The organism is Escherichia sp. WS1118 (genome assembly GCF_046487695.1).
Classification (GTDB): Bacteria; Pseudomonadota; Gammaproteobacteria; order Enterobacterales; family Enterobacteriaceae; genus Escherichia; species Escherichia coli.
Window position 1 is genome coordinate 105,878 of record NZ_JBJQIZ010000007.1, and the last position, 25,660, is coordinate 131,537.

Sequence of the window (25,660 nt, forward strand, 5' to 3'; positions counted from 1 at the left end):
CTTGTGGGAACAGGGCTTGCTAATGCTGATGATTCGCTTCCTTCCAGTAACTATGTGCCGCCCGCCGGGGGAACATTCTTTTTGCTCGCTGACAGCAGTTTTAGCAGCAGTGAAGAGGCGAAAGTGCGACTGGAAGCGCCGGGGCGTGATTATCGGCGCTATCAGATGGAAGAGTACGGCGGCGTGGACGTTCGCCTGTATCGTATTCCTGACCCGATGGCATTTTTGCGCCAGCAGAAAAACCTGCATCGCATTGTGGTGCAACCGCAATATCTGGGCGACGGACTGAACAATACGCTGACCTGGCTGTGGGATAACTGGTACGGCAAATCTCGCCGCGTGATGCAGCGTACTTTCTCTTCTCAGTCACGGCAGAATGTGACTCAGGCGTTACCCGAATTACAGCTCGGTAATGCCATTATTAAACCTTCCCGTTATGTACAGAACAACCAGTTTTCACCGCTGAAAAAATATCCACTAGTGGAACAGTTCCGTTACCCACTATGGCAGGCTAAACCGGTCGAGCCGCAACAAGGGGTAAAACTGGAAGGCGCATCCAGCAATTTCATTTCGCCGCAGCCGGGCAACATCTATATTCCTCTCGGCAAACAAGAGCCGGGACTGTACCTCGTCGAGGCGATGGTGGGTGGGTATCGGGCGACGACGGTGGTGTTTGTTTCCGATACCGTGGCGCTTAGCAAAGTGTCAGGTAACGAGCTTCTGGTGTGGACCGCGGGGAAAAAACAGGGTGAAGCGAAGCCCGGCTCAGAGATCTTGTGGACTGACGGTCTTGGCGTGATGACCCGCGGTGTGACCGATGGCAGCGGTACCTTGCAGTTACAACATATATCGCCAGAACGTTCATATATTCTGGGTAAGGATGCTGAAGGCGGCGTTTTTGTCTCCGAGAACTTTTTCTACGAAAGCGAAATCTACAACACCCGCTTGTATATCTTTACCGATCGCCCGCTATATCGCGCAGGCGATCGTGTCGATGTTAAAGTGATGGGCCGCGAGTTCCACGATCCGTTGCATTCATCCCCCATCGTCAGCGCACCGGCGAAGCTTTCGGTGCTGGACGCCAACGGCAGTCTGTTGCAAACCGTCAATGTCACGCTGGATGCGCGTAATGGCGGGCAGGGGAGTTTCCGCCTGCCAGAAAATGCCGTCGCCGGAGGTTATGAGTTACGTCTTGCTTACCGCAAACAGGTCTATAGCAGCAGTTTTCGCGTGGCAAACTACATCAAACCCCATTTTGAGATTGGTTTAGCTCTCGATAAAAAAGAGTTCAAAACTGGCGAAGCAGTCAGCGGCAAACTGCAACTGCTCTACCCGGATGGCGAGCCGGTAAAAAATGCCCGCGTGCAGTTAAGTTTGCGCGCTCAGCAATTATCAATGGTTGGTAACGATTTGCGTTATGCCGGACGTTTCCCGGTGTCGCTGGAAGGCAGTGAAACGGTTTCCGACGATAATGGTCATGTGGCGTTGAATCTCCCCGCCGCCGATAAACCGAGCCGTTATTTGTTAACCGTCTCCGCCAGTGACGGCGCGGCGTATCGAGTTACCACCACCAAAGAGATCCTCATTGAACGTGGCCTGGCGCATTACTCTTTAAGTACCGCCGCACAATACAGTAATAGCGGCGAGTCGGTTGTGTTCCGTTATGCCGCGCTGGAATCTTCAAAACAGGTTCCTGTTACTTATGAATGGTTGCGTCTCGAAGACCGCACGAGCCACAGCGGAGAGCTACCGTCAGGCGGCAAATCCTTTACCGTCAATTTCGCTAAACCTGGCAACTACAATCTGACATTACGCGATAAAGACGGCTTAATTCTCGCCGGGTTAAGCCATGCAGTCAGCGGTAAGGGCAGCACGTCGCATACTGGTACGGTAGATATCGTGGCAGATAAAACACTGTATCAGCCTGGCGAAACCGCGAAGATGCTGATTACCTTCCCGGAGCCAATTGACGAAGCATTATTGACGCTGGAACGCGATCGCGTGGAACAGCAGTCGCTGCTATCGCATCCGGCAAACTGGCTAACGCTACAACGTTTAAACGATACCCAGTATGAAGCCCGCGTACCGGTGAGCAATTCCTTTGCGCCTAACATCACTTTTTCGGTGCTGTATACCCGTAACGGTCAGTACAGTTTTCAGAACGCCGGGATTAAAGTTGCCGTTCCCCAGCTGGATATCCGGGTGAAAACGGACAAAACCCATTACCAGCCTGGTGAACTGGTCAATGTCGAATTAACCTCGTCGCTGAAAGGTAAACCTGTTTCTGCGCAGTTAACGGTAGGCGTGGTCGATGAAATGATCTACGCGCTGCAACCGGAAATCGCGCCGAATATCGGCAAATTTTTCTATCCGCTGGGGCGTAACAATGTGCGTACCAGCTCCAGCCTGTCATTTATCAGCTATGATCAGGCGCTCTCCAGCGAGCCGGTTGCGCCTGGCGCGACTAACCGCAGCGAGCGGCGAGTAAAAATGCTGGAACGTCCACGGCGTGAAGAGGTGGATACCGCGGCCTGGATGCCGTCACTCACAACCGATAAACAAGGCAAAGCGTATTTCACGTTCCTGATGCCTGATTCGTTAACCCGCTGGCGCATCACCGCGCGTGGGATGAACGGCGACGGGCTGGTCGGGCAGGGGCGTGCTTATCTGCGTTCGGAAAAAAGTCTCTACATGAAATGGAGTATGCCAACGGTGTATCGCATGGGCGACAAACCGGCGGCAGGACTGTTTATCTTCAGTCAGCAGGACAACGAACCGGTGGCGCTGGTGACTAAATTTGCAGGTGCTGAGATGCGCCAGACGCTGACGCTGCACAAAGGGGCGAATTATATTTCGCTGACGCAGAATATTCAGCAATCTGGCTTGTTAAGTGCAGAACTGCAACAAAATGGGCAAGTACAGGACAGCATTAGCACAAAACTGTCTTTTGTGGATAACAGCTGGCCCGTTGAACAGCAGAAAAATGTCATGCTCGGCGGTGGCGATAATGCGCTGATGTTGCCCGAGCAGGCGAGTAATATCCGGTTGCAAAGTAGCGAAACGCCGCAGGAGATTTTCCGTAACAATCTTGATGCGTTAGTCGATGAACCGTGGGGTGGCGTGATCAACACCGGTAGCCGTCTGATCCCGCTCAGTCTCGCCTGGCGTTCGCTTGCCGATCATCAAAGTGCCGCCGCTAACGACATTCGTCAGATGATTCAGGATAACCGTCTGCGGCTGATGCAACTGGCGGGGCCCGGAGCGCGCTTTACCTGGTGGGGTGAAGATGGCAATGGCGACGCCTTCCTCACGGCATGGGCATGGTACGCCGACTGGCAGGCCAGCCAGGCGCTCGGCGTAACGCAGCAACCGGAATACTGGCAACATATGCTCGACAGTTATGCCGAGCAGGCGGACAACATGCCGTTATTGCATCGGGCGCTGGTGCTGGCGTGGGCACAGGAGATGAATCTGCCGTGCAAAACGTTGTTGAAAGGGTTGGATGAAGCTATCGCCCGGCGCGGAACTAAAACTAAAGATTTCTCTGAGGCAGACACCAGCGATATCAATGACAGCATGATCCTCGATACACCTGAATCTCCACTGGCAGATGCGGTGGCAAACGTCTTAACCATGACGTTGCTGAAAAAAGCGCAGTTGAAGTCCACTGTGATGCCACAGGTTCAGCAATATGCGTGGGATAAAGCGGCAAACAGCAATCAGCCGCTGGCGCACACGGTTGTGCTGCTCAATAGCGGGGGCGACGCTACCCAGGCGGCTGCTATTTTAAGTGGTTTGACCGCTGAGCAATCTACTATTGAGCGCGCGCTGGCCATGAACTGGCTGGCGAAATATATGGCGACAATGCCTCCAGTTGTTTTGCCTGCGCCTGCGGGCGCATGGGCCAAACATAAGTTAACTGGAGGGGGCGAATACTGGCGTTGGGTTGGTCAGGGCGTGCCGGACATTCTCTCTTTTGGTGACGAATTATCGCCGCAAAATGTGCAGGTCCGCTGGCGTGAACCGGCAAAAACGGCTCAACAAAGTAACATTCCGGTGACCGTTGAACGCCAGTTGTATCGGCTTATCCCCGGTGAAGAAGAGATGAGCTTTACTCTGCAGCCGGTGACCAGCAATGAGATTGACAGCGATGCGCTGTATCTCGATGAAATTACGCTTACCAGCGAGCAGGATGCAGTTCTGCGCTATGGTCAGGTGGAAGTACCGCTCCCGCCGGGAGCCGACGTTGAGCGCACAACATGGGGCATTTCGGTCAATAAACCTAACGCTGGAAAACAGCAGGGGCAATTGCTGGAAAAAGCGCGTAATGAAATGGGCGAACTGGCCTATATGGTGCCGGTGAAAGAACTGACGGGAACGGTCACTTTCCGCCATTTGCTGCGCTTCTCGCAAAAAGGGCAATTCGTTCTGCCTCCTGCTCGTTATGTGCGTTCCTATGCACCTGCACAGCAAAGTGTTGCGCCAGGGAGCGAATGGATCGGGATGCAGGTGAAATAAGTGAACTGGTACAGAATCGTCTGGCTATTGGCGTTGGTAACTCTGCCAACGCTTGCGGAGGAGACGCCGTTACAACTGGCGCTGCGGGGCGCGCAGCACGATCAACTGTATCAGCTGTCGTCATCAGGCGTGACCAAAGTCTCGGTATTACCTGACACGCTCACCACGCCATTAGGGAGTTTGTGGAAACTGTATATTTACGCCTGGCTGGAGGATACCCATCAACCGGAGCAGCCATACCAGTGTCGCGGCAACTCCCCGGAAGAGGTTTATTGTTGTCAGGCTGGGGAGAGCATAACGCGCGATTCCGCGCTGGTACGTTCCTGTGGACTCTATTTTGCGCCGCAGCGGTTGCATATTGGCGCAGATATGTGGGGGCAATACTGGCAACAGCGTCAGGCACCTGCGTGGTTAGCGTCTCTTACTACACTGAAGCCAGAAACCTCGGTAACGGTTAAATCGCTGCTTGATTCATTAGCGACATTACCTGCGCAAAACAAAGCTCAGGAAGTCTTACTGGATGTGGTGCTGGACGAGGCGAAAATCGGTGTCGCATCCATGCTCGGTAGTCGGGTACGGGTGAAAACCTGGAGTTGGTTTGCCGATGATAAACAGGAAATCCGTCAGGGTGGTTTTGCTGGCTGGTTAACCGATGGTACACCGCTGTGGGTTACTGGCAGTGGCACCAGCAAAACGGTACTGACCCGTTATGCGACGGCGCTTAATCGGGTTTTGCCAGTGCCGACGCAGGTTGCCAGTGGGCAATGTGTGTTGGTGGATCTGTTTGCTCGTTATCCGCTGAAGAAAGTTACTGAGGAAAAGAGTACGACGGCAGTCAAACCAGGCGTGCTCAATGGGCGCTATCGTGTGACGTTTGCCAATGGTAACCACATGACATTTGTCAGCCACGGTGAGACAACGTTACTGACGGTAAAGGGCAAACTGAAATTACAGTCGCATCTCGATCGTGAAGAGTACGTTGCCAGAGTTCTGGATCGCGAGGCGAAAAGTACGCCTCCTGAGGCAGCGAAAGCCATGACCGTGGCGATTCGCACGTATTTACAGCAAAACGCCGATCGCGATGGTGATTGCCTGAGCATCCCGGACAGTAGCGCTACCCAGCGCGTTTCAGCTTCGCCAGCCACTGTAGGCGCGCGGACGATGACCGCCTGGACGCAGGATCTCATCTATGCGGGCGATCCGGTTCATTATCATGGCAGCCGGGTTACCGAAGGGACGCTTTCCTGGCGGCACGCTACTGCCCAGGCGGGGCAGGGAGAGCGTTATGATCAGATACTTGCGTTTGCTTATCCCGACAACAACCTTAGCCGCTGGGGAGCGCCACGCTCAACCTGCCAGTTATTACCCAAAGCGAAAGCCTGGCTGGCGAAAAAAATGCCGCAGTGGCGGCGCGTGTTACAAGATGAAATGGGGTATAACGAACCTGACGTGTTTGCGGTCTGCCGCTTAGTCTCAGGTTTCCCCTATACCGATCGGCAGCAGAAACGGCTGTTTATTCGTAACTTCTTTACGCTTCAGGATCGGCTGGATTTAACCCATGAGTATCTGCACCTGGCCTTTGATGGTTATCCCACCGGGCTTGATGAGAACTATATCGAAACGCTGACCCGACAATTATTAATGGACTAATGCTATGCGAAAGATTTTTCTTCCGTTGTTACTGGTGGCGCTTTCGCCTGTCGCTCACAGTGAAGGTGTGCAGGAAGTCGAGATTGATGCACCGCTCTCTGGCTGGCATCCGGCAGAGGGTGAAGATGCCAGTTTTTCACAAACGATCAATTACCCGGCGTCGTCCGTCAACATGGCAGATGATCAAAATATCTCAGCGCAGATCCGCGGCAAAATAAAGAATTATGCTGCGGCGGGTAAAGTTCAGCAGGGCCGGCTGGTGGTCAACGGTGCCAGTATGCCGCAGAGAATTGAATCAGATGGTTCTTTTGCACGCCCTTATATTTTCACTGAAGGCAGCAACAGCGTGCAGGTCATCAGCCCAGATGGGCAAAGCCGACAAAAAATGCAGTTTTACTCAACGCCGGGTGCTGGAGCAATTCGCGCGCGTTTACGGCTGGTTCTCTCGTGGGATACGGACAATACCGACCTCGATCTTCATGTCGTTACGCCTGACGGTGAACATGCCTGGTACGGTAACACCGTGCTGAAAAACAGTGGCGCACTGGATATGGATGTCACGACAGGGTACGGACCCGAGATTTTCGCCATGCCAGCGCCAGTTCACGGGCGCTATCAGGTGTATATCAACTACTATGGCGGACGCAGCGAAACGGAATTAACCACCGCCCAACTGACGCTGATCACCGATGAAGGATCGGTCAATGAGAAACAGGAAACATTTATTGTACCGATGCGTAATGCTGGCGAGCTGACGCTGGTGAAAAGTTTTGACTGGTGATTAATGGGGTTACCTTCGCCGTCGATGTTCAAGAAAACGCCCGATAACTTTCGCTATCGGGCGTTTTTATTGGTTAATTCAACCGCTCAATCACCATCGCAATTCCCTGGCCGCCACCAATGCACAGTGTTGCCAGCCCCAGCGTTTTATCGCGTGCCTGCATTGCATGTAATAGTGTGACCAGAATACGAGCACCACTGGCACCGATAGGATGCCCCAGCGCGATGGCCCCGCCGTTGACATTCACTTTCTCAGGATCAAAGCCCAGGGTTTTCCCAACGGCAAGGAACTGTGCAGCAAATGCTTCATTAGCCTCAATGAGATCAATATCCGCCAGTTGCAGCCCCGCCAGTTGTAACGCTTTTTGCGTGGCAGGTACTGGCCCCATACCCATCAATGCGGGGGGCACGCCACCGCTGGCATAACTTTTAATGCGTGCCAGGGGATTCAGGCCTGCTGCCAGCGCCGCAGATTCTTCCATAATCACCAGAGCGGCAGCACCGTCGTTAATACCTGACGCGTTCCCAGCGGTGACTGTTCCTGCTTTATCGAAGGCCGGGCGCAATGCGCCTAACGCTTCAGCCGTAGAATCCGCTTTCGGGAATTCGTCTTGACTGAAGACGAAGGTTTTCTTCCGAGTGACAACATTTACCGGGACGATTTCGGCTGTAAAAGCACCGGACTCAATTGCGGCTGCCGCTTTACGCTGTGAATGTAGCGCCAGTTCATCCTGCATTTCTCGGGTAATTCCGTACTCTTTGGCCACGTTCTCGGCGGTAATCCCCATATGATAACCATGGGTGGCGCACATCAGACCATCGCGCAGGATTACGTCATAAACCTGTCCGTCTCCAAGACGATAACCAGAGCGTGCTTTTGCATCGAGTAAGTAGGGCGCTAAACTCATATTTTCCATACCCCCCGCCACAATGCTTTGCGCCTGACCTGCCTGAATTGCCTGGGTGGCAAGCGCCACACTTTTAAGACCCGAACCACACACTTTATTGACCGTGAATCCGCACACCGTTTCTGCCAGCCCGCTTTTTAACAGTGCCTGACGTGCCGGATTTTGCCCCAACCCGGCTTGCAACACGTTACCCATAATCACTTCATCAATGTGTAGTGAATCGATTTTTGCACGTTCAATGGCGGCTTTAATTACTGTCGCCCCCAGGTCGATGGCGCTGGTGGAAGCGAGTGAACCGTTAAAACTACCGATAGCAGTACGTACCGCACTGACGATGACACAATTTTTCATTTTTTATTCCTTCTGTCTGTAGGGTTGCCGTCAGAACAGCGTTAAACCAATGACGAAAATGACGCCGGAGAAGAGCAGGGCAGTGATGCAATAGCCCATGATGTCGCGGACACCGAGTCCGGCGATTGCCAGTGCTGGCAGCGCCCAGAATGGTTGTGCCATGTTCATCCATTGCTCGCCGTAGGCGATCGCCATTACCGATTTACCGAGATCAGCGCCCAGCGCCTGGGCTGCGGGTATCACGAAAGGTCCCTGAATAACCCAGTGACCGCCGCCAGACGGAACGGCGAAGTTAATCAGTGCAGAACTAAAAAAGGTCATTACCGGGAAGGTGTCTTTGTTCGCAACATTGATGAAGAATTCGGTAATGAGTCCGCCCAGACCGGAATGCTCCATCATCAGTTGGATCCCAGCGTAGAAGGGGAATTGCACCAGAATACCGGCAGTACTGCGTGCTGCCGCGCTGATAGCACGCATATAAGCCATTGGCGTTTTATGTAGCAGCAGACCCGCAATCATAAACATCAGGTTGACGGTATTGATGGTGATGTTGAAGCCATGTTCGCTGAAGTACATCGCCAGGTAAGCGATACCGAGTGCGCCGATGATCAACGTCAGAATACGGCTTTCTTCCAGTCGCTCGGACGGTGGAGCATCTTTCGGTAGTTGCTTTTGAAAATCAGCCTCTTCCATGAGTAGTTTCGGATCGATACTCACCACGTCAGACGGTTTTGGCATCATCATGCGGGTGATAAATGGCATCACCACAATCAACGCCACAGTGATGAAAATATTAAAACCACTGAACAGAGTATCGCCCACCGGGATCAGCCCGGCGATATGCTCAACCGGGTTGCCCGGTGTTGCAGCCAACAGAGGCATTGAGCCAGAGAAACCGCCACCCCAGGTGAGAAAACCAATGTAGGCGCAGGCAATGAGCAACGGATAATCAGAACCGGGTACTCGCCGGGCGACTTCACGGGCGAACATTGCACCGACAACCAAACCAAATCCCCAGTTGATGACACAAGCAACTGAACCGAAGAAAGTAACCAGCATGACGCCCTGTACGGGCGTCTTTGCGGCGGAGGCGGCAGTACGCAGCAAACTTTTCACCGGCGCGGAGCTGGCAAGGGCATGACCGGTAACGATGATAAGCGCCATCTGCATACCAAACGCCAGCAAGTTCCAGAAACCGTCACCCCACATTTTCACCATGCTGATCGGCGTTTGTGGTGTTAACCAAAGCGCGATCACGAATGTTAGCAATGTCAGCAACATGGCAAAGATCAGTGGATCGGGAAGCCACCGGCTGACAAAACGCGTCATAAAACGCGATATGCGACCAATCATAAATCACCCCGTTGCGTATTCAGATCGGCAGCGACTTCAAACCGAGCTTCTGTTTTGGCACGCACGGTGGCTAAATCACACCCGTCGGCAATTTCGGTGAGCCACATTTTGCCGTCAATAAAACGAAAGACAGCCAGTTCAGTAACCAGCATATGCACCGCATGTTGCGCAGTGAGTGGCATGGTGCAGCGGCGCAAAATTTTTGCTGAACCATCTTTGGCGCAATGTTCCATGGCGATGATCACTTTGCGCGACCCGGTCACCAGATCCATCGCGCCCCCCATACCGGGCACCATTTTCCCAGGCACTACCCAGTTCGCGAGGTTTGCTTCTTCGTCTACTTGCAAACCACCGAGCACGCAGGCATCAATATGACCGCCACGGATTAGCGCAAATGACATGGCGCTATCAAACATGGCTGCGCCGGGTAAAATGCCGCACGGTTGTCCGCCAGCGTTCACCAGATCTGGATGCGCTGTTGTGACCGGGCCTAAACCGAGGAAGCCGTTTTCTGATTGCAGAGTGATATGAATACCCTCCGGTAAATAATTGGCGACCATTGTGGGTAAACCGATCCCTAAGTTAACGATGTCACCATCACGAAGCTCTTGCGCCACACGGCGCGCAATACGTTGTTTCGCATCCATTATTTGCTCTCCTGTGAAACGATGATGTGGTCGATAACGGCACCAGGGGTGACAATATGGTCAGGTTGCAGCTCGCCGGTTTCGACCAGTTCATCCGGCTCTACCAGCGTGATATCAGCCGCAAGGGCTATCAGGGGGTTAAAGTTGCGGGCGCTAAGGTGATAGGTCAGGTTGCCAAGTGTGTCGCAACGATGAGCGCGAATTAGCGCCAGGTCGGCGCGCAGCGGGCGTTCGAGCAGCCAGGTTTTACCGTCGAGTGTCAGTGTCTGTTTGCCTTCCTCTACGACGGTGCCGACACCAGTTGGGGTGAGAAAACCACCAAGTCCAGCTCCGCCACAGCGAATTTGCTCGATTAGCGTACCTTGCGGCACCAGAACGACGTCCATCTCACCAGATATCATGCGCCGACCTGTTTCCGGGTTGGTGCCGATATGTGAAGCAATCACTTTGCGGACTCGACCATTGACGATGAGCGGACCGATGCCTGTATCAACAAACGCGGTATCATTGGCTATCAATGTCAGGTCGCGAACACCAGATTCCAGTAATGCTTCAACCAGGCGGGATGGAGTGCCAATCCCCATAAATCCGCCCACCATGATGGTCATGCCGTCACGAAAGAAGCCGGTGGCGTCTTGTAATGTCATCAATTTTGTTTTCATTTTTTATCCCTCTTGCATACACCGTTGTGGGTACAGTCAGGGAATAGCAAGGGGAGTGCCAGAATGAGATTATTGAATGTTGTTATTTAACTAATTGAATAGAAAAGGATAAATTAGATGGGGATTCATAAGGAGAATGAGCGGCTATGCAGAAAATTGCGCACTGTGCAAATTTCTGCATAGCAAGTTTTGGCGTTATACATCCGCCGGATCGATACCGTATTCCTGGAGTTTATACATCAATGCACGGCGACTGATGCCCAGCATTAAAGCAGTGCGGGTTCGGTTTCCTTCTTGTTGTTCCAGCACTTCCATAATGATGCGTTTTTCGACGCGTTTAATTTCCTCTTTTAAATTACGCTCACCGACAGGGGCTGTTTTTGCTTCACCAGCATTACAGACTGGCTGACGAATCTGCGGCGGAAGATCCTCAGAAAAAATGATCGGGCCTGAATTCATCACGACGGCGCGTTCAATAACGTTGGAAAGCTCTCGAATATTTCCCGGCCATGACCAGGCGGTAAGCAGTGACATTGCCATCGGATCGATGTCGATAATATCGCGCTGATTCTCACTACTGAATTTTTGCAAAAAGTGATTAGCTAACAGGGAAATATCTTCCCGGCGATCGCGCAGAGGCGGCAGTATTAAATGAATAACGTTAAGGCGATAAAAGAGATCTTCACGGAAGGTGCCTTCTTTCACCATTGCCTGCAAGTCGCGGTTGGTGGCAGCAATGATGCGGATATCAACTTTTATGGTCTGATGGCCGCCAATCCGTTCAAATTCCCGTTCCTGCAGAATGCGTAGTAATTTGGCTTGCAGTACCAGCGGCATTTCGCCAATTTCGTCGAGGAGCAGAGTACCTTCGTTGGCACGTTCAAATAATCCCTGACGCAAGGTTTGTGCACCAGTAAATGCACCTTTTTCATGACCAAACAGTTCACTTTCGAGCAACGATTCCGGCAGCGCCGCGCAGTTGACTTTAATGAACGGCCCCTTTGCCCGCCGCGAATTGTAGTGAATCGCTCTGGCAATCAACTCTTTCCCAGTGCCGCTTTCACCGCTAATCAAGACGCTGGCCTGAGAAAGGGCAATTTTGGCGGTGTCTTTGCAGATGTCCATCATCGCCGGGCTGTTGGTGAGAATGTGCCCCCATTGCCAGCTGGTGCTCAGTGCCTGGTGCAGATGACGGATCTCTTTTTTCATTGACTGGAGTTGTAAAGCGCGCTGAACGATTAAATTCAACTCATCGGGATCAAACGGTTTGATAACATAGTCGAAGGCTCCGCAGCGTAGTGCTTCGACGGCGGTTTCCACTTCAGCATAGGCCGTCATCAGAATAACGGGTGTCCGGGTCTCATGGCTGCGCATCTCCTTTAGTGCCTTGATGCCGTCCATCTCTGGCATGCGGATATCCATCAACACCACGTCAGGGTGAATATCGGCAAACAGGTGTAATGCTGTGCGCCCGTTGTTCGCACAATGTGTTTCGAATCCTTGTAGTGCAAAAGCGGTGCTCAGCATACGGCGAACATTATCTTCATCATCCACAATAAGGATGCGATTAATAGCAGTCATACAGTCTGATTTCCCTGCGGGTTGATCGGTAAAATAAGCGTGAAGGTTGCGCCGTAGCCCGGCAAACTGGCGACGCGAATATCACCCTGATGGGCATTAATGATGCGTTGACTTAACGCCAGACCAAGCCCGGTTCCTGAGGCTTTGGTAGTGAAAAAGGGATCGAAGATCTTTTTTTGCAGCGAGAGATCAATGCCACTGCCGTTGTCCTCTATCGAAATGGCCTGTTGCGAGTCGCTATACTGCCAGGTTCGAATGCGAATTTTCCCTCGTGCACTGATAGCCTGGACGGCATTGATCAGGATATTCAGTAGTACCTGTTTGAGCAGTTCACGATCGGCGTTAATCGGGCTTAATTCATTATCCAGTTCGCTTATGAAGTCGACCCGCGCTTGTACGCCGGCGGTTTGTACCAGTACCAGAGTTTCTTCAACCAATGCATTGAGGCTGACTTGTTGCCATTGACTGTGGCGTGGACGTGAAAATTCGAGCAATTGCTGAATAACTTTGTTAATTGAATCGATTTCTTTGAGTACTACGGACAGATATTCCTGATGTATTGGGTCACGGGTTTGTTGGCGCAAGATCTGTACATAACCACGAATAGCCGTTAACGGATTACGTACTTCATGCGCCACGCCAGCCATCAGCTCACCCAGTGTGGCGAGGCGTTCTGCTTGCGCCATGCGGCGCTGGGTTTCTTTGCGGGCAGTTAAATCAGAGAAAATCACCAAAGCACCTATCATTTCACCGTGCGTGTTATGAATACGACTGGTCGTGACACTGAGTTCAATGGTGCGGTCACGGCCTGGAAAACTGATCTCCAGTGCTACATGTTCGGTGCCATGTTCCAGCGTATCCAGTACGGGACTGTAGAACTGAGTATTGTCGAACAACATGGAGTAAGGCTGCCCTACCAGTTCATGACGTTGATAGCCAGTGATGACTTCTGCTGCTGGGTTCATGGTGGTTACATCACCCTGGCGGTCAATGGCAATGACGCCATCGGCAGCGTTTTCAATAATCAGATCGTTAAGTGTTCGCGTTTCACGCAGTGCCTGGGCGAGGTTGTTAACACTCTGACTGATTTGCCCCATTTCACCGGGCAATTGTGGTAATCGAGTGGGAATATTTTGAGCCAGAGTCGAGAGGCCATCGGTGATGATATCTATATTGGCGCTCAGGCGACGGGAGAAAAGGACAATCAACAGCAGGCTTATCAGCAAACCGGCGGTGAGCACAATGATAATCCTCACATCCATTTTCCAGGCCTGGCGGCGAATATCTTCGGTTAATTCATTGGCCCAGATATAGCCGAGGATTTCACCATTACGCTCAATGGGAATCATTGAATTCAAAATATCGCCGCGCACCTGCCTGCCTGAATAAACCAAAGGGGTATTTGTACGCATGACTTCGCGACCAGGGTGATCTGCGGCAATGGTAACGCCCACATTATTCTGATATAGCGCTGAAGGCGCGTAGGTGATTATCGCATCCAGCGTTTTGTTGTAATAACCAGCGCCGATGCCAGGGAAGGCGTGAGTGATATTTTCGGTAATGGGGGCAAGTTCTGCATTTAATGCGCGGATACGCTCCTCACGCGGTAAGTCGATGTAGAGATCGTAGCGATTGCCTAGCGCCTGATTAAGCAGGTTGACCACGGCAGAAAGTTTTTTCTCTTTTTCAGATAAGACTGCTGAACGTCCTTCCGTTTCTACGATATAACCAATAGTAAGCGTTGGGACAATGACCATCAGGATTGCCATCAGGATCATTTGATTGCGTAAGCGGCGTGGATAAATCCACTTCATATAATGCATGCTGAAATCCACTAGTCTTGTCCGGTATATGACGATTATCAGAGGTTAAGGTGATGATTTCTCGGCGGTGTATCATATTCCAGAGAAGAGAGAACATTGCGGTAACACGCTTTTACCGCTACCTTAACCACACTCCATCGGTCACCTGAGGCGGAGCTTCGCCCCTTTGAAATACCTTGCTTCTTTTCGTACAACCCTGAAAGCCTCGCGCTACATGTTCAGAGCATTGGCGTTAGTGCTCTGGCTATTGATTGCTTTTTCATCCGTTTTTTACATCGTTAATGCGTTACATCAGCGAGAATCGGAAATTCGTCAGGAATTTAATCTGAGTTCCGATCAGGCTCAGCGCTTTATTCAACGCACCTCTGATGTGATGAAAGAGCTGAAGTACATAGCTGAAAATCGCTTATCGGCAGAAAACGGTGTGCTTTCCCCGCGTGGACGAGAAACGCAGACGGATGTGCCTGCGTTTGAACCACTGTTTGCTGACTCTGATTGTTCCGCAATGAGTAACACCTGGCGAGGTTCTCTGGAGTCATTGGCGTGGTTTATGCGCTACTGGCGCGATAATTTTTCTGCGGCTTACGATCTAAACCGGGTATTTTTAATCGGCAGCGATAATCTCTGCATGGCCAATTTCGGTCTGCGTGATATGCCAGTGGAACGCGATACCGCGTTAAAAGCTTTGCATGAACGCATTAATAAATATCGAAATGCACCACAAGATGATAGTGGCAGTAACCTCTACTGGATCAGCGAAGGTCCGCGCCCTGGCGTCGGGTATTTTTACGCCTTGACGCCTGTTTATCTGGCGAACCGGTTGCAGGCGCTTTTGGGTGTCGAGCAGACAATCCGGATGGAGAACTTTTTCTTACCTGGTACGTTGCCGATGGGGGTTACCATTCTTGATGAAAATGGTCATACCCTGATTTCGCTTACCGGACCAGAAAGCAAAATTAAGGGCGATCCTCGCTGGATGCAGGAACGCTCCTGGTTTGGCTATACGGAAGGGTTCCGGGAACTGGTGCTGAAGAAAAATCTGCCACCCTCATCGCTAAGCATCGTTTATTCAGTGCCAGTTGATAAGGTGCTGGAACGCATTCGCATGTTGATCCTTAACGCAATTTTGCTGAATGTGCTTGCCGGAGCTGCATTGTTTACTCTCGCGCGGATGTACGAGCGGCGTATTTTCATTCCGGCGGAAAGCGACGCCCTGCGACTGGAAGAACATGAGCAGTTTAATCGCAAGATTGTCGCCTCCGCGCCAGTGGGTATCTGCATTTTGCGTACCGCTGATGGCGTCAATATTTTAAGTAACGAACTGGCGCATACTTATCTCAATATGCTTACGCATGAGGACCGCCAACGGCTGACACAAATTATCTGTGGGCAGCAGGTCAATTTTGTTGATGTCCTGACCAGCAACAATACCAATCTGCAAATCAGCTTCGTCCATTCGCGCTATCGTAATGAAAACGTGGCCATTTGTGTGCTGGTGGATGTTTCTTCGCGCGTGAAGATGGAAGAGTCGTTGCAGGAGATGGCACAAGCAGCGGAACAGGCGAGCCAGTCAAAATCGATGTTCCTGGCCACCGTCAGTCATGAGCTGCGAACGCCGCTGTATGGCATTATCGGTAACCTGGATCTGTTGCAAACCAAAGAGTTACCGAAAGGCGTCGATCGTCTGGTGACGGCAATGAACAACTCTTCCAGCCTGTTGTTGAAAATTATCAGCGATATTCTCGATTTCTCGAAAATTGAATCAGAACAGTTGAAGATCGAACCGCGTGAGTTTTCACCGCGTGAAGTGATGAACCACATCACCGCCAACTATTTACCGCTGGTGGTACGCAAGCAGTTAGGCTTGTACTGCTTTATTGAACCGGGTGTGCCAGTGGCCTTAAATGGCGACCCGATGCGTTTACAGCAGGTCATCTCCAACCTGTTGAGTAACGCCATAAAATTCACCGATACCGGCTGTATAGTTTTGCATGTTCGCGCTGATGGCGATTATCTCTCTATCCGTGTTCGCGATACCGGCGTGGGGATTCCGGCAAAAGAAGTGGTGCGTTTGTTTGATCCCTTCTTCCAGGTCGGAACGGGCGTACAGCGTAACTTCCAGGGGACTGGTCTGGGTCTGGCGATTTGTGAAAAACTGATCAGCATGATGGACGGCGACATCTCGGTAGATTCAGAACCGGGAATGGGCAGCCAGTTTACCGTGCGTATTCCGTTGTACGGCGCTCAGTACCCGCAGAAAAAAGGTGTGGAAGGGTTGAGTGGTAAACGCTGCTGGCTGGCGGTCCGCAATGCGTCGCTCTGTCAGTTCCTGGAAACCAGTTTGCAGCGCAGCGGCATCGTCGTTACAACATACGAAGGGCAGGAATCGACTCCCGAAGATGTGTTAATTACTGACGAGGTAGTGAACAAAAAATGGCAGGGCAGAGCGGTAGTGACCTTCTGTCGTCGCCATATTGGTATTCCGCTGGAGAAAGCGCCAGGGGAGTGGGTACACAGTGTGGCTGCTCCGCATGAGCTACCGGCATTGTTGGCGCGTATTTATTTGATCGAGATGGAGAGCGACGATCCTGCTAACGCTCTGCCGTCGACGGACAAAGCGGTCAGCGATAATGACGATATGATGATTCTGGTCGTGGATGATCATCCGATTAACCGGCGTCTGCTGGCAGATCAGTTGGGATCGTTGGGCTATCAATGTAAAACCGCGAATGATGGCGTCGATGCGCTTAATGTACTTAACAAGAATCATATTGATATCGTGCTTAGCGACGTCAATATGCCAAATATGGATGGTTACCGCTTGACGCAACGCATTCGTCAGTTGGGACTGACGTTGCCGGTAATCGGAGTAACTGCTAATGCGTTGGCTGAAGAGAAGCAGCGGTGTCTGGAGTCCGGTATGGACAGCTGCCTGTCGAAGCCGGTAACGCTGGATGTGATAAAACAGACGCTGACGGTATATGCCGAGAGGGTCAGGAAATCGCGGGAATCGTAGGACGGATAAGGTGTTTATGCCGCATCTGGCATTCAGTGCAAATGCCAGATGCGACGCTGACGCGTCTTATCTGGCCTACTTTAATGTAATCTGTTGAAATAATGGGAATCGTAGGACGGATAAGGCGTTTACGCCGCATCCGGCAATCCGTGCAAATGCCAGATAAGACACTGACGCGTCTTATCTGGCCTACAGGTGATTAGTCTTTATCTGCCGGACTTAAGGTCACAGAAGAGAGATAATTCAGCAGAGCAATATCGTTCTCGACACCCAGCTTCATCATTGCAGATTTCTTCTGGCTACTGATGGTTTTAATACTGCGGTTCAGCTTTTTAGCAATCTCGGTCACCAGGAAGCCTTCCGCAAACAGGCGCAGAACTTCACTCTCTTTTGGCGAGAGACGCTTGTCACCGTAACCACCAGCACTGATTTTTTCCAACAGGCGAGAAACGCTTTCCGGGGTAAATTTCTTCCCTTTCTGCAGCGCGGCGAGAGCTTTCGGCAGATCGGTCGGTGCACCTTGTTTCAGCACGATCCCTTCGATATCCAGATCCAATACCGCACTAAGAATCGCCGGGTTGTTGTTCATGGTCAGAACAATGATCGACAGGCTTGGGAAATGGCGCTTGATGTACTTGATTAAGGTAATGCCATCGCCGTACTTATCGCCAGGCATGGAGAGATCGGTAATCAACACATGTGCATCCAGTTTCGGCAAGTTGTTGATCAGTGCTGTAGAGTCTTCAAATTCGCCGACAACATTCACCCACTCAATTTGCTCAAGTGATTTGCGAATACCGAACAAGACTATCGGATGGTCATCGGCAATAATTACGTTCATATTGTTCATGTAATAGGCTACCTTGCTACAGCAAGCTCTTGACATAACTGTCAATGTCGCTGATGTATTTTTCTATTCCTGGAACATCCTTCTCACGAATCAGATGTTCCAGCGTTTCACATAACTGCTTGCCGGGTACCAGATTTAGCATGGCAAATACGCCTTTAAGACGATGAGCCGTTTGGGCTAACGCAGCAAAGTCACTGGTTGCTGCTTCAGTATATAGCCTCTTAACATCATCCGGTACTGTGTCTACAAAGAGCGCATAATAGCCGCTGGCATGGAGTTGCGCATTTTCATCTCCGCCCAGAGGCGATTCTGTCACCTCTTCCTGCGCCAGTTGCACTTCAATTAATTGTAAGACCGCTTCCTGCATAGCGTTGCTCATATTGAAGTTGACGCACAATTGACCAGGCCCAATTTCCCGTACGCCAGACTCATCATCGCTTAAAAGCAAGCCAGAGGCAGTAAGATTAGACGGATTATCCGTTAAAAAGATATCATAATCTTGACTAATTAATCTTTCATCGGGTGTGATACAGGTTGCCCCCCAATTTTCTAACTGGCGAGTGACAATATTCCGAATTTCTGCCGAAGTAACATCCACCATTACGCAGACATCATCCAGTAATCGCTCTTCTTCCTCTTCAACTTCCGGGTCAGCTGCGAGCATTTTGATATGCACAGAGTAGCGTGTACCAAGCCCATCCCGCGTTTTGATGTTTAAATGACCGCCCAGTTTACGCGCCAGTTGATCGCTCAGCCAGAATGCCAGCGGGTCCGCCTTGCCATAGCGATCGTTTTGGGTCTGGTTGATAAACGGGAAGTGCAAATTATCCATTTCATGAATGCTTACGCCTTCTCCAGTGTCCAGAATGCGGAACGTCAGGCGGTCTTCGGAGGACTCATCCTGATCAACCTCAAGGGTGATTTTTCCCAATTGCGTTGAGGTCACGGCATATTGCATCAGTAGTAGCAAAATACGTCGTAAGGCATCGCGATCGCCGCGGCGCATATCGTGTGCTTTCAGATGATTGTTAATAAGCAGTTGCAGACCTTTACGCTTGATGGCAGGCAACACTGAAGGCACTACTTCATCAATTAAATCCTGCACGGAGAACAGCTCCGTCTCACTTTTCCAGCTATCGTCCGCAAGCATGTTCGCTAACTGTATTTCATCGACCAGCCGCACCAGCACATCTGCCTGATTCGCCAGTTGTTTGCCTTCCGGGGCGTTGAGTTTAGCCGCGCTCTCCGCCAGGGACTGTGCGGGTTCTTTCAGCGCATCGCCAATGTTTTTCATAAAGGTCATCCGCCCCTGCTGGTTTTTCTCATACAGACGCTGCGCCTGCTTGAGTTTCTTGTTTACCAGCACTTCGCGATCCTGATCGCGAATAATGAAAATTTGTGTGCGCGGCGCAACCTGGCTGCGGAACATGCGGATCTCATACAGCTCGTTATTGATCGTCGCCTGAATAATCCCCTGATGCTGCTCCGCCATGGTAGTGATGTTTTGCAGATTCAAATGCGGCAGCAAATGATCGGCAATTTTGTTACTTATGACTGTGCGGTTCGATTCCTGATCGTGAACCAGCAGGCCGAGCGGCAGCAGTGAGACTATCTCTTCATTAATTGCCCGTAAAATGCGCAATTCGTTATTGACCGCCGTGCTGGGGACGCTTTCTGTACTGCGGCTGGAGAAATGGCGGAATGTGGTATAGCCAAATAATGCCAGCGCCAGCAAACCGATGTTCAGCAGCAGTGGCAGCAGAATGTTTTGCAACGTATCCAGCAGTAAGGTGCCGTAAGGAACCTGCCAGACCAGGCGCATATCGGTAGAGTTGAGTGCCGAGGAGATTTCAATCTTCGTACTGTTAAAGTGGATACTGACGCTATCCGTCCCTTCTTTCTCATTTTCATTGTTTCCCGTTGCCGTCGCGTCTGGCTCAAGGCGGAAACTGTCCAGCGGCATACCCGGTGGGATCAAATCATTAATCGGCAGATCAAAAGCCACGACCGTTGCCAGATGTCCCGGCTGGTTGAACGTGGTACGCAAGGTAAAGTAATGACCGTTCTGCCAGGCCAGGCGGCGCATGTTAGAAAAACTTTCGCGTTCATCGAGGGCGTTGGCCTGTTGCAACATCTCTGCACGACGTGAATCAACAATGTCGCTGACGGTCGATTCTTTAAATCCGGAGGTGAGATCTTTGAGGGGCAGGGTTGAGATCAGCACCAGACTGTTATCCTGACCATTCAGGTAATACATCGACCACGGTACATTTTCTGCGCCCCACAATGTGTCCAGATAGGTGGACATCCGTTGAGTCATCTCAAGCGTTGAGTTGTCATGAGAGCCAAAGATTAACGCTTCCGTTTTGCGGCGTGGTTTCTCCAGATAGTAGACATCCTGTTTCAGGCGCGTCTCTTGTAAACCTTCGCCGGAGGAGGGGGAGGTCGTCGCGGCAATGTTGTCGTAGATCTGCCAGGTCACGTAACGCCAGGTATCGACGCGCTTTTGGATTGCGTGGGTAATGTCGACAATCTGGTAACTTTTATCTTTCAGCCAGGCGTTAACGGCGCTTTGTACCATTACACCCATCGTCACCAGTAACACAATGATCAACAGTAAAAAGAAGCGGGTAATGCTCCCCGGTAGGAGTGAAAAGCGGGTCGTGGCCGTTGTCTCTTTCTGACGCATTCGTGTTTATGACCTGTTAAAACTTCGCGAAGTGATAGGGCAGTATAAAGGGTACAGTGTGAAATTCCAGACTCTTACCTGATTGATGATTCTCTATTCTCCAGTGATATTTATCATCCTGCATTGGGGGAAATAGATGTACAAGCGCCATTTTGCTGTACAAATAACCTACAAAAAGCCTAACGAAATTAATTGCAAATAAACGAAGATTGCTGGAAATTATGCTGATGTTAATTATTTGTGAAATAGTTAACGAGCGTTATAGTTTTTCTGTGGTAGCACAGAATAATGAAAAGTGTGTAAAGAAGGGTAAAAAAAACCGGATGCGAGGCATCCGGTTGAAATAGGGGTAAACAGACATTCAGAAATGAATGACGGTAATAAATAAAGTTAATGATGATAGCGGAAGATATTCTAGTTGCGAGTGAAGGTTTTGTTTTGACATTCAGTGCTGTCAAATAATTAAGAATAAGTTATTGATTTTAACCTTGAATTAATATTGCTTGATGTTAGGTGCTTATTTGGCCATTCCGCAATAATCTTAAAAAGTTCCCTTGCATTTACATTCTGAAACATCTATAGCGATAAATGAAACATCTTAAAAGTTTTAGTATCATATTCGTGTTGGATTATTCTGCATTTTTGGGGAGAATGGACTTGCCGACTGATTAATGAGGGTTAATCAGTATGCAGTGGCATAAAAAAGCAAATAAAGGCATATAACAGAGGGTTAATAACATGAAAGTTAAAGTACTGTCCCTCCTGGTCCCAGCTCTGCTGGTAGCAGGCGCAGCAAACGCTGCTGAAGTTTACAACAAAGACGGCAACAAATTAGATCTGTACGGTAAAGTAGACGGCCTGCACTATTTCTCTGACGACAAGTCTGTAGATGGCGACCAGACCTACATGCGTCTTGGCTTCAAAGGTGAAACTCAGGTTACTGACCAACTGACCGGTTACGGCCAGTGGGAATATCAGATCCAGGGCAACAGCGCTGAAAACGAAAACAACTCCTGGACCCGTGTGGCATTCGCAGGTCTGAAATTCCAGGATGTGGGTTCTTTCGACTACGGTCGTAACTACGGCGTTGTTTATGACGTAACTTCCTGGACCGACGTCCTGCCAGAATTCGGTGGCGACACTTACGGTTCTGACAACTTCATGCAGCAGCGTGGTAACGGCTTCGCGACCTACCGTAACACCGACTTCTTCGGTCTGGTTGACGGCCTGAACTTTGCTGTTCAGTACCAGGGTAAAAACGGTAGCGTAGATGGCGAAGGCATGACCAACAACGGTCGTGGTGCTCTGCGTCAGAACGGCGACGGCGTTGGCGGTTCTATCACTTATGATTACGAAGGCTTCGGTATCGGTGCTGCAGTGTCCAGCTCCAAACGTACTGACGCTCAGAATGGTACTTACGTAGTTGATAATGTAACTCATAACTACATCGGTACTGGCGACCGTGCTGAAACCTACACTGGTGGTCTGAAATACGACGCTAACAACATCTACCTGGCTGCTCAGTACACCCAGACCTACAACGCAACTCGCGTAGGTTCCCTGGGTTGGGCGAACAAAGCACAGAACTTCGAAGCTGTTGCTCAGTACCAGTTCGACTTCGGTCTGCGTCCGTCCCTGGCTTACCTGCAGTCTAAAGGTAAAAACCTGGGTGTCATCAATGGCCGTAACTACGACGACGAAGATATCCTGAAATATGTTGATGTTGGTGCGACCTACTACTTCAACAAAAACATGTCCACCTACGTTGACTACAAAATCAACCTGCTGGACGACAACCAGTTCACTCGTGACGCTGGCATCAACACTGATAACATCGTAGCTCTGGGCCTGGTTTACCAGTTCTAATCTCGATTGATATCGAACAAAGGGCCTGCGGGCCCTTTTTTCATTGTTTTCAGCGTACAAACACAGTTTTTTGGTGTACTCTTGCGACCGTTCGCATGAGGATAATCACGTATGGAAATAAGCTTTACCCGCGTGGCACTGCTGGCTGCCGCGCTCTTCTTTGTTGGTTGCGATCAAAAACCACAACCCGCCAAAACCCACGCTACTGAAGTTACCGTTCTTGAAGGCAAAACCATGGGTACCTTCTGGCGTGCCAGCATCCCGGGCATTGACGCCAAACGCAGTGCCGAACTTAAAGAAAAGATTCAGACCCAACTGGACGCTGACGATCAGCTGCTTTCGACCTATAAAAAAGATTCCGCGCTGATGCGCTTTAACGACTCGCAAAGTTTGTCGCCGTGGCCGGTAAGTGAAGCGATGGCCGATATCGTCACCACCTCGCTGCGCATTGGCGCAAGGACCGATGGTGCGATGGATATAACCATCGGGCCGCTGGTGAATCTGTGGGGCTTTGGTCCGGAACAACAACCGGTTCAAATTCCGAGCCAGGAACAGATCGATGCGATGAAAGCCAAAACCGGCTTACAGCACCTGACGGTCATTAATCAGTCGCATCAGCAATATCTGCAAAAAGACCTGCCGGATTTATATGTCGATCTCTCTACCGTCGGTGAAGGTTATGCGGCGGATCACCTGGCACGCTTGATGGAGCAGGAAGGGATTTCCCGCTATCTGGTGTCGGTGGGCGGCGCGCTGAACAGCCGTGGTATGAACGGTGCTGGCAAGCCGTGGCGGGTGGCGATTCAAAAACCAACCGATAAAGAAAACGCGGTTCAGGCCGTGGTGGATATCAACGGTCATGGGATTAGTACCTCTGGCAGCTACCGTAACTATTACGAACTGGACGGTAAACGTCTTTCTCATGTTATCGATCCGCAAACCGGGCGTCCTATCGAACACAATCTCGTATCCGTGACGGTGATTGCCCCGACGGCTCTGGAAGCCGATGCCTGGGATACTGGCTTAATGGTACTCGGACCGGAGAAAGCCAAAGAGGTTGTTCGCCGGGAAGGACTGGCGGTCTACATGATCACCAAAGAGGGCGATAATTTTAAAACCTGGATGTCGCCGCAGTTTAAAAGCTTCCTTATCAGCGAAAAAAATTAAAGCGCAAGATTGTTGGTTTTTGCGCGATGGTGACCGGGCAGACTAACGGCTATCCTTAACCAGGGAGCTGATTATGAAAAACGCCACATGTTTAACTGACGATCAACGCTGGCAATCTGTCTTAGCCCGCGACCCGAACGCCGACGGCGAATTCGTTTTCGCCGTGCGCACCACGGGTATCTTTTGCCGTCCGTCTTGCCGAGCCAGACATGCCTTGCGGGAAAATGTCTCCTTCTACGCAAATGCCAGCGAGGCGCTTGCCGCTGGCTTTCGTCCCTGCAAACGTTGTCAGCCAGACAAAGCCAATCCCCTGCAACATCGCCTTGATAAAATTACCCACGCCTGCCGACTTCTGGAACAGGAAACGCCTGTAACGCTGGAAGCCTTAGCCGACCAGGTGGCGATGAGTCCATTTCATTTGCATCGGTTGTTTAAAGCGACTACCGGAATGACGCCTAAAGCCTGGCAACAGGCCTGGCGCGCTCGCCGTTTGCGCGAATTGCTGGCGAAAGGGGAGAGCGTGACTACATCTATTCTTAACGCCGGATTCCCCGACAGCAGCAGTTACTACCGCAAAGCCGACGAAACGCTGGGCATGACGGCTAAACAATTCCGTCACGGTGGCGAAAATCTGGCGGTGCGTTACGCGCTGGCTGATTGTGAGCTGGGCCGTTGCCTGGTGGCAGAAAGTGAGCGGGGGATTTGCGCGATATTACTGGGCGATGATGACGCGACACTAATCAGCGAGTTACAGCAGATGTTTCCCGCTGCCGACAGCGCGCCTGCCGATCTTACGTTTCAGCAACATGTGCGTGAAGTGATCGCCAGCCTCAATCAACGCGATACGCCGCTGACGTTACCACTGGACATTCGCGGCACTGCTTTTCAGCAACAAGTCTGGCAGGCACTGCGCACGATACCTTGCGGTGAAACCGTCAGTTATCAGCAACTGGCTAACGCCATTGGCAAACCGAAAGCGGTACGGGCCGTTGCCAGCGCCTGTGCCGCCAACAAGCTAGCTATCGTTATACCTTGTCATCGGGTGGTCCGTGGTGATGGCACACTTTCCGGTTACCGCTGGGGCGTGTCGCGCAAAGCGCAACTGCTGCGCCGCGAAGCTGAAAATGAGGAAAGGTAATGTTGGATCTGTTTGCCGATGCTGAACCGTGGCAAGAACCACTGGCGGCTGGAGCGGTGATTTTGCACCGTTTTGCTTTTAACGCTGCGGAGCAACTGATCCGCGATATTAATGACGTTGCCAGCCAGTCGCCGTTTCGCCAGATGGTCACTCCAGGCGGATATACCATGTCGGTGGCGATGACCAACTGTGGGCATCTGGGCTGGACGACCCATCGGCAAGGTTATCTCTATTCGCCCATTGATCCGCAAACAAATAAACCGTGGCCCGCCATGCCGCAGAGTTTTCATCATTTATGTCAACGTGCGGCTACGGCAGCGGGCTATCCAGATTTCCAGCCAGATGCCTGTTTGATCAACCGCTACGTTCCTGGCGCGAAACTGTCGCTGCATCAGGATAAAGACGAACCGGATCTGCGCGCGCCAATTGTTTCTGTTTCTCTGGGCTTACCCGCGATTTTTCAATTTGGCGGCCTGAAACGAAATGATCCGCTCAAACGTTTGTTGTTGGAACATGGCGATGTGGTGGTATGGGGGGGTGAGTCGCGGCTGTTTTATCATGGCATTCAACCGTTGAAAGTGGGGGTTCATCCACTCACCACCGACTGCCGCTACAACCTGACATTCCGTCAGGCAGGTAAAAAAGAATAAAAATAAGAATT

Annotated in this window: 16 protein-coding genes; 8 read left to right on the forward strand and 8 right to left on the reverse strand. The window is 51.1% G+C overall.

The window, feature by feature from the left end:
- Window positions 1-3: 3 nt before the first annotated feature.
- The 3 genes from ACJHYO_RS13720 to ACJHYO_RS13730 are packed head-to-tail and all read left to right on the forward strand — an operon-like array spanning window position 4 to window position 6,949.
- Complete coding sequence (locus ACJHYO_RS13720; RefSeq protein WP_179216084.1) at window positions 4-4,518, forward strand: alpha-2-macroglobulin family protein; 4,515 nt, start codon at window positions 4-6, stop codon at window positions 4,516-4,518.
- Window positions 4,519-6,168: a YfaQ family protein gene (locus ACJHYO_RS13725; protein ID WP_001104800.1), complete on the forward strand. Its 1,650-nt coding sequence runs from the start codon at window positions 4,519-4,521 to the stop codon at window positions 6,166-6,168. It abuts the gene before it with no gap.
- 4 nt (window positions 6,169-6,172) lie between these two features.
- Entirely contained in the window at window positions 6,173-6,949 is a 777-nt protein-coding gene (locus ACJHYO_RS13730; RefSeq protein WP_001225879.1) for a YfaP family protein, read from the forward strand.
- A gap of 73 nt (window positions 6,950-7,022) precedes the next feature.
- Here the strand turns inward: ACJHYO_RS13730 and atoB are convergent, their stop codons facing one another.
- From atoB to atoS, 6 genes are all read right to left on the reverse strand, one after another.
- Window positions 7,023-8,207, reverse strand: coding sequence for an acetyl-CoA acetyltransferase (gene atoB, locus ACJHYO_RS13735; RefSeq protein WP_085455446.1), 1,185 nt, complete (start codon window positions 8,205-8,207; stop codon window positions 7,023-7,025).
- Window positions 8,208-8,237: 30 nt separating this feature from the next.
- On the reverse strand, window positions 8,238-9,560 hold the full coding sequence (locus tag ACJHYO_RS13740) for a TIGR00366 family protein (RefSeq protein WP_000580275.1): 1,323 nt from the start codon (window positions 9,558-9,560) through the stop codon (window positions 8,238-8,240).
- Entirely contained in the window at window positions 9,557-10,207 is a 651-nt protein-coding gene (gene atoA / locus ACJHYO_RS13745; RefSeq protein WP_000339055.1) for an acetate CoA-transferase subunit beta, read from the reverse strand. Before atoA ends, ACJHYO_RS13740 begins: the two co-directional genes overlap by 4 nt.
- Complete coding sequence (gene atoD / locus ACJHYO_RS13750; protein WP_000850538.1) at window positions 10,207-10,869, reverse strand: acetate CoA-transferase subunit alpha; 663 nt, start codon at window positions 10,867-10,869, stop codon at window positions 10,207-10,209. Before atoD ends, atoA begins: the two co-directional genes overlap by 1 nt.
- 195 nt (window positions 10,870-11,064) lie before the next feature.
- Window positions 11,065-12,450 carry an acetoacetate metabolism transcriptional regulator AtoC gene (gene atoC / locus ACJHYO_RS13755; protein WP_410232491.1) on the reverse strand — a complete coding sequence of 462 codons (1,386 nt, stop codon included), beginning with the start codon at window positions 12,448-12,450 and terminating at the stop codon, window positions 11,065-11,067.
- Window positions 12,447-14,273 (reverse strand): two-component system sensor histidine kinase AtoS, encoded by a 1,827-nt coding sequence (atoS, locus tag ACJHYO_RS13760; protein WP_001296244.1) that lies wholly within the window; start codon window positions 14,271-14,273, stop codon window positions 12,447-12,449. Before atoS ends, atoC begins: the two co-directional genes overlap by 4 nt.
- Before the next feature lie 166 nt (window positions 14,274-14,439).
- On the opposite strand from atoS, the gene rcsC reads away from it, so the two are divergent.
- Window positions 14,440-17,289 carry a two-component system sensor histidine kinase RcsC gene (rcsC, locus tag ACJHYO_RS13765; protein WP_085455444.1) on the forward strand — a complete coding sequence of 950 codons (2,850 nt, stop codon included), beginning with the start codon at window positions 14,440-14,442 and terminating at the stop codon, window positions 17,287-17,289.
- Between the two features lie 199 nt (window positions 17,290-17,488).
- Here rcsC and rcsB read toward each other — a convergent pair whose 3' ends face one another.
- Together rcsB and rcsD are read right to left on the reverse strand one after the other, a co-directional pair.
- Entirely contained in the window at window positions 17,489-18,139 is a 651-nt protein-coding gene (gene rcsB / locus ACJHYO_RS13770; RefSeq protein WP_001061917.1) for a response regulator transcription factor RcsB, read from the reverse strand.
- Window positions 18,140-18,155: 16 nt separating this feature from the next.
- Window positions 18,156-20,828, reverse strand: a complete 2,673-nt coding sequence (gene rcsD / locus ACJHYO_RS13775; RefSeq protein WP_001249136.1) for a phosphotransferase RcsD — start codon at window positions 20,826-20,828, stop codon at window positions 18,156-18,158.
- 738 nt (window positions 20,829-21,566) lie between these two features.
- Between rcsD and ompC the strand changes: the two genes are divergently transcribed.
- From ompC to alkB, 4 genes are all read left to right on the forward strand, one after another.
- Window positions 21,567-22,694 (forward strand): porin OmpC, encoded by a 1,128-nt coding sequence (gene ompC / locus ACJHYO_RS13780; RefSeq protein ID WP_001539019.1) that lies wholly within the window; start codon window positions 21,567-21,569, stop codon window positions 22,692-22,694.
- 111 nt (window positions 22,695-22,805) lie between these two features.
- Window positions 22,806-23,861, forward strand: a complete 1,056-nt coding sequence (gene apbE, locus ACJHYO_RS13785) for an FAD:protein FMN transferase ApbE (RefSeq protein ID WP_000406075.1) — start codon at window positions 22,806-22,808, stop codon at window positions 23,859-23,861.
- Window positions 23,862-23,934: 73 nt separating this feature from the next.
- Window positions 23,935-24,999: a bifunctional DNA-binding transcriptional regulator/O6-methylguanine-DNA methyltransferase Ada gene (gene ada / locus ACJHYO_RS13790; protein ID WP_021531460.1), complete on the forward strand. Its 1,065-nt coding sequence runs from the start codon at window positions 23,935-23,937 to the stop codon at window positions 24,997-24,999.
- Window positions 24,999-25,649, forward strand: a complete 651-nt coding sequence (gene alkB / locus ACJHYO_RS13795; protein WP_000884929.1) for a DNA oxidative demethylase AlkB — start codon at window positions 24,999-25,001, stop codon at window positions 25,647-25,649. Before ada ends, alkB begins: the two co-directional genes overlap by 1 nt.
- The last annotated feature ends 11 nt before the right edge of the window (window positions 25,650-25,660 follow it).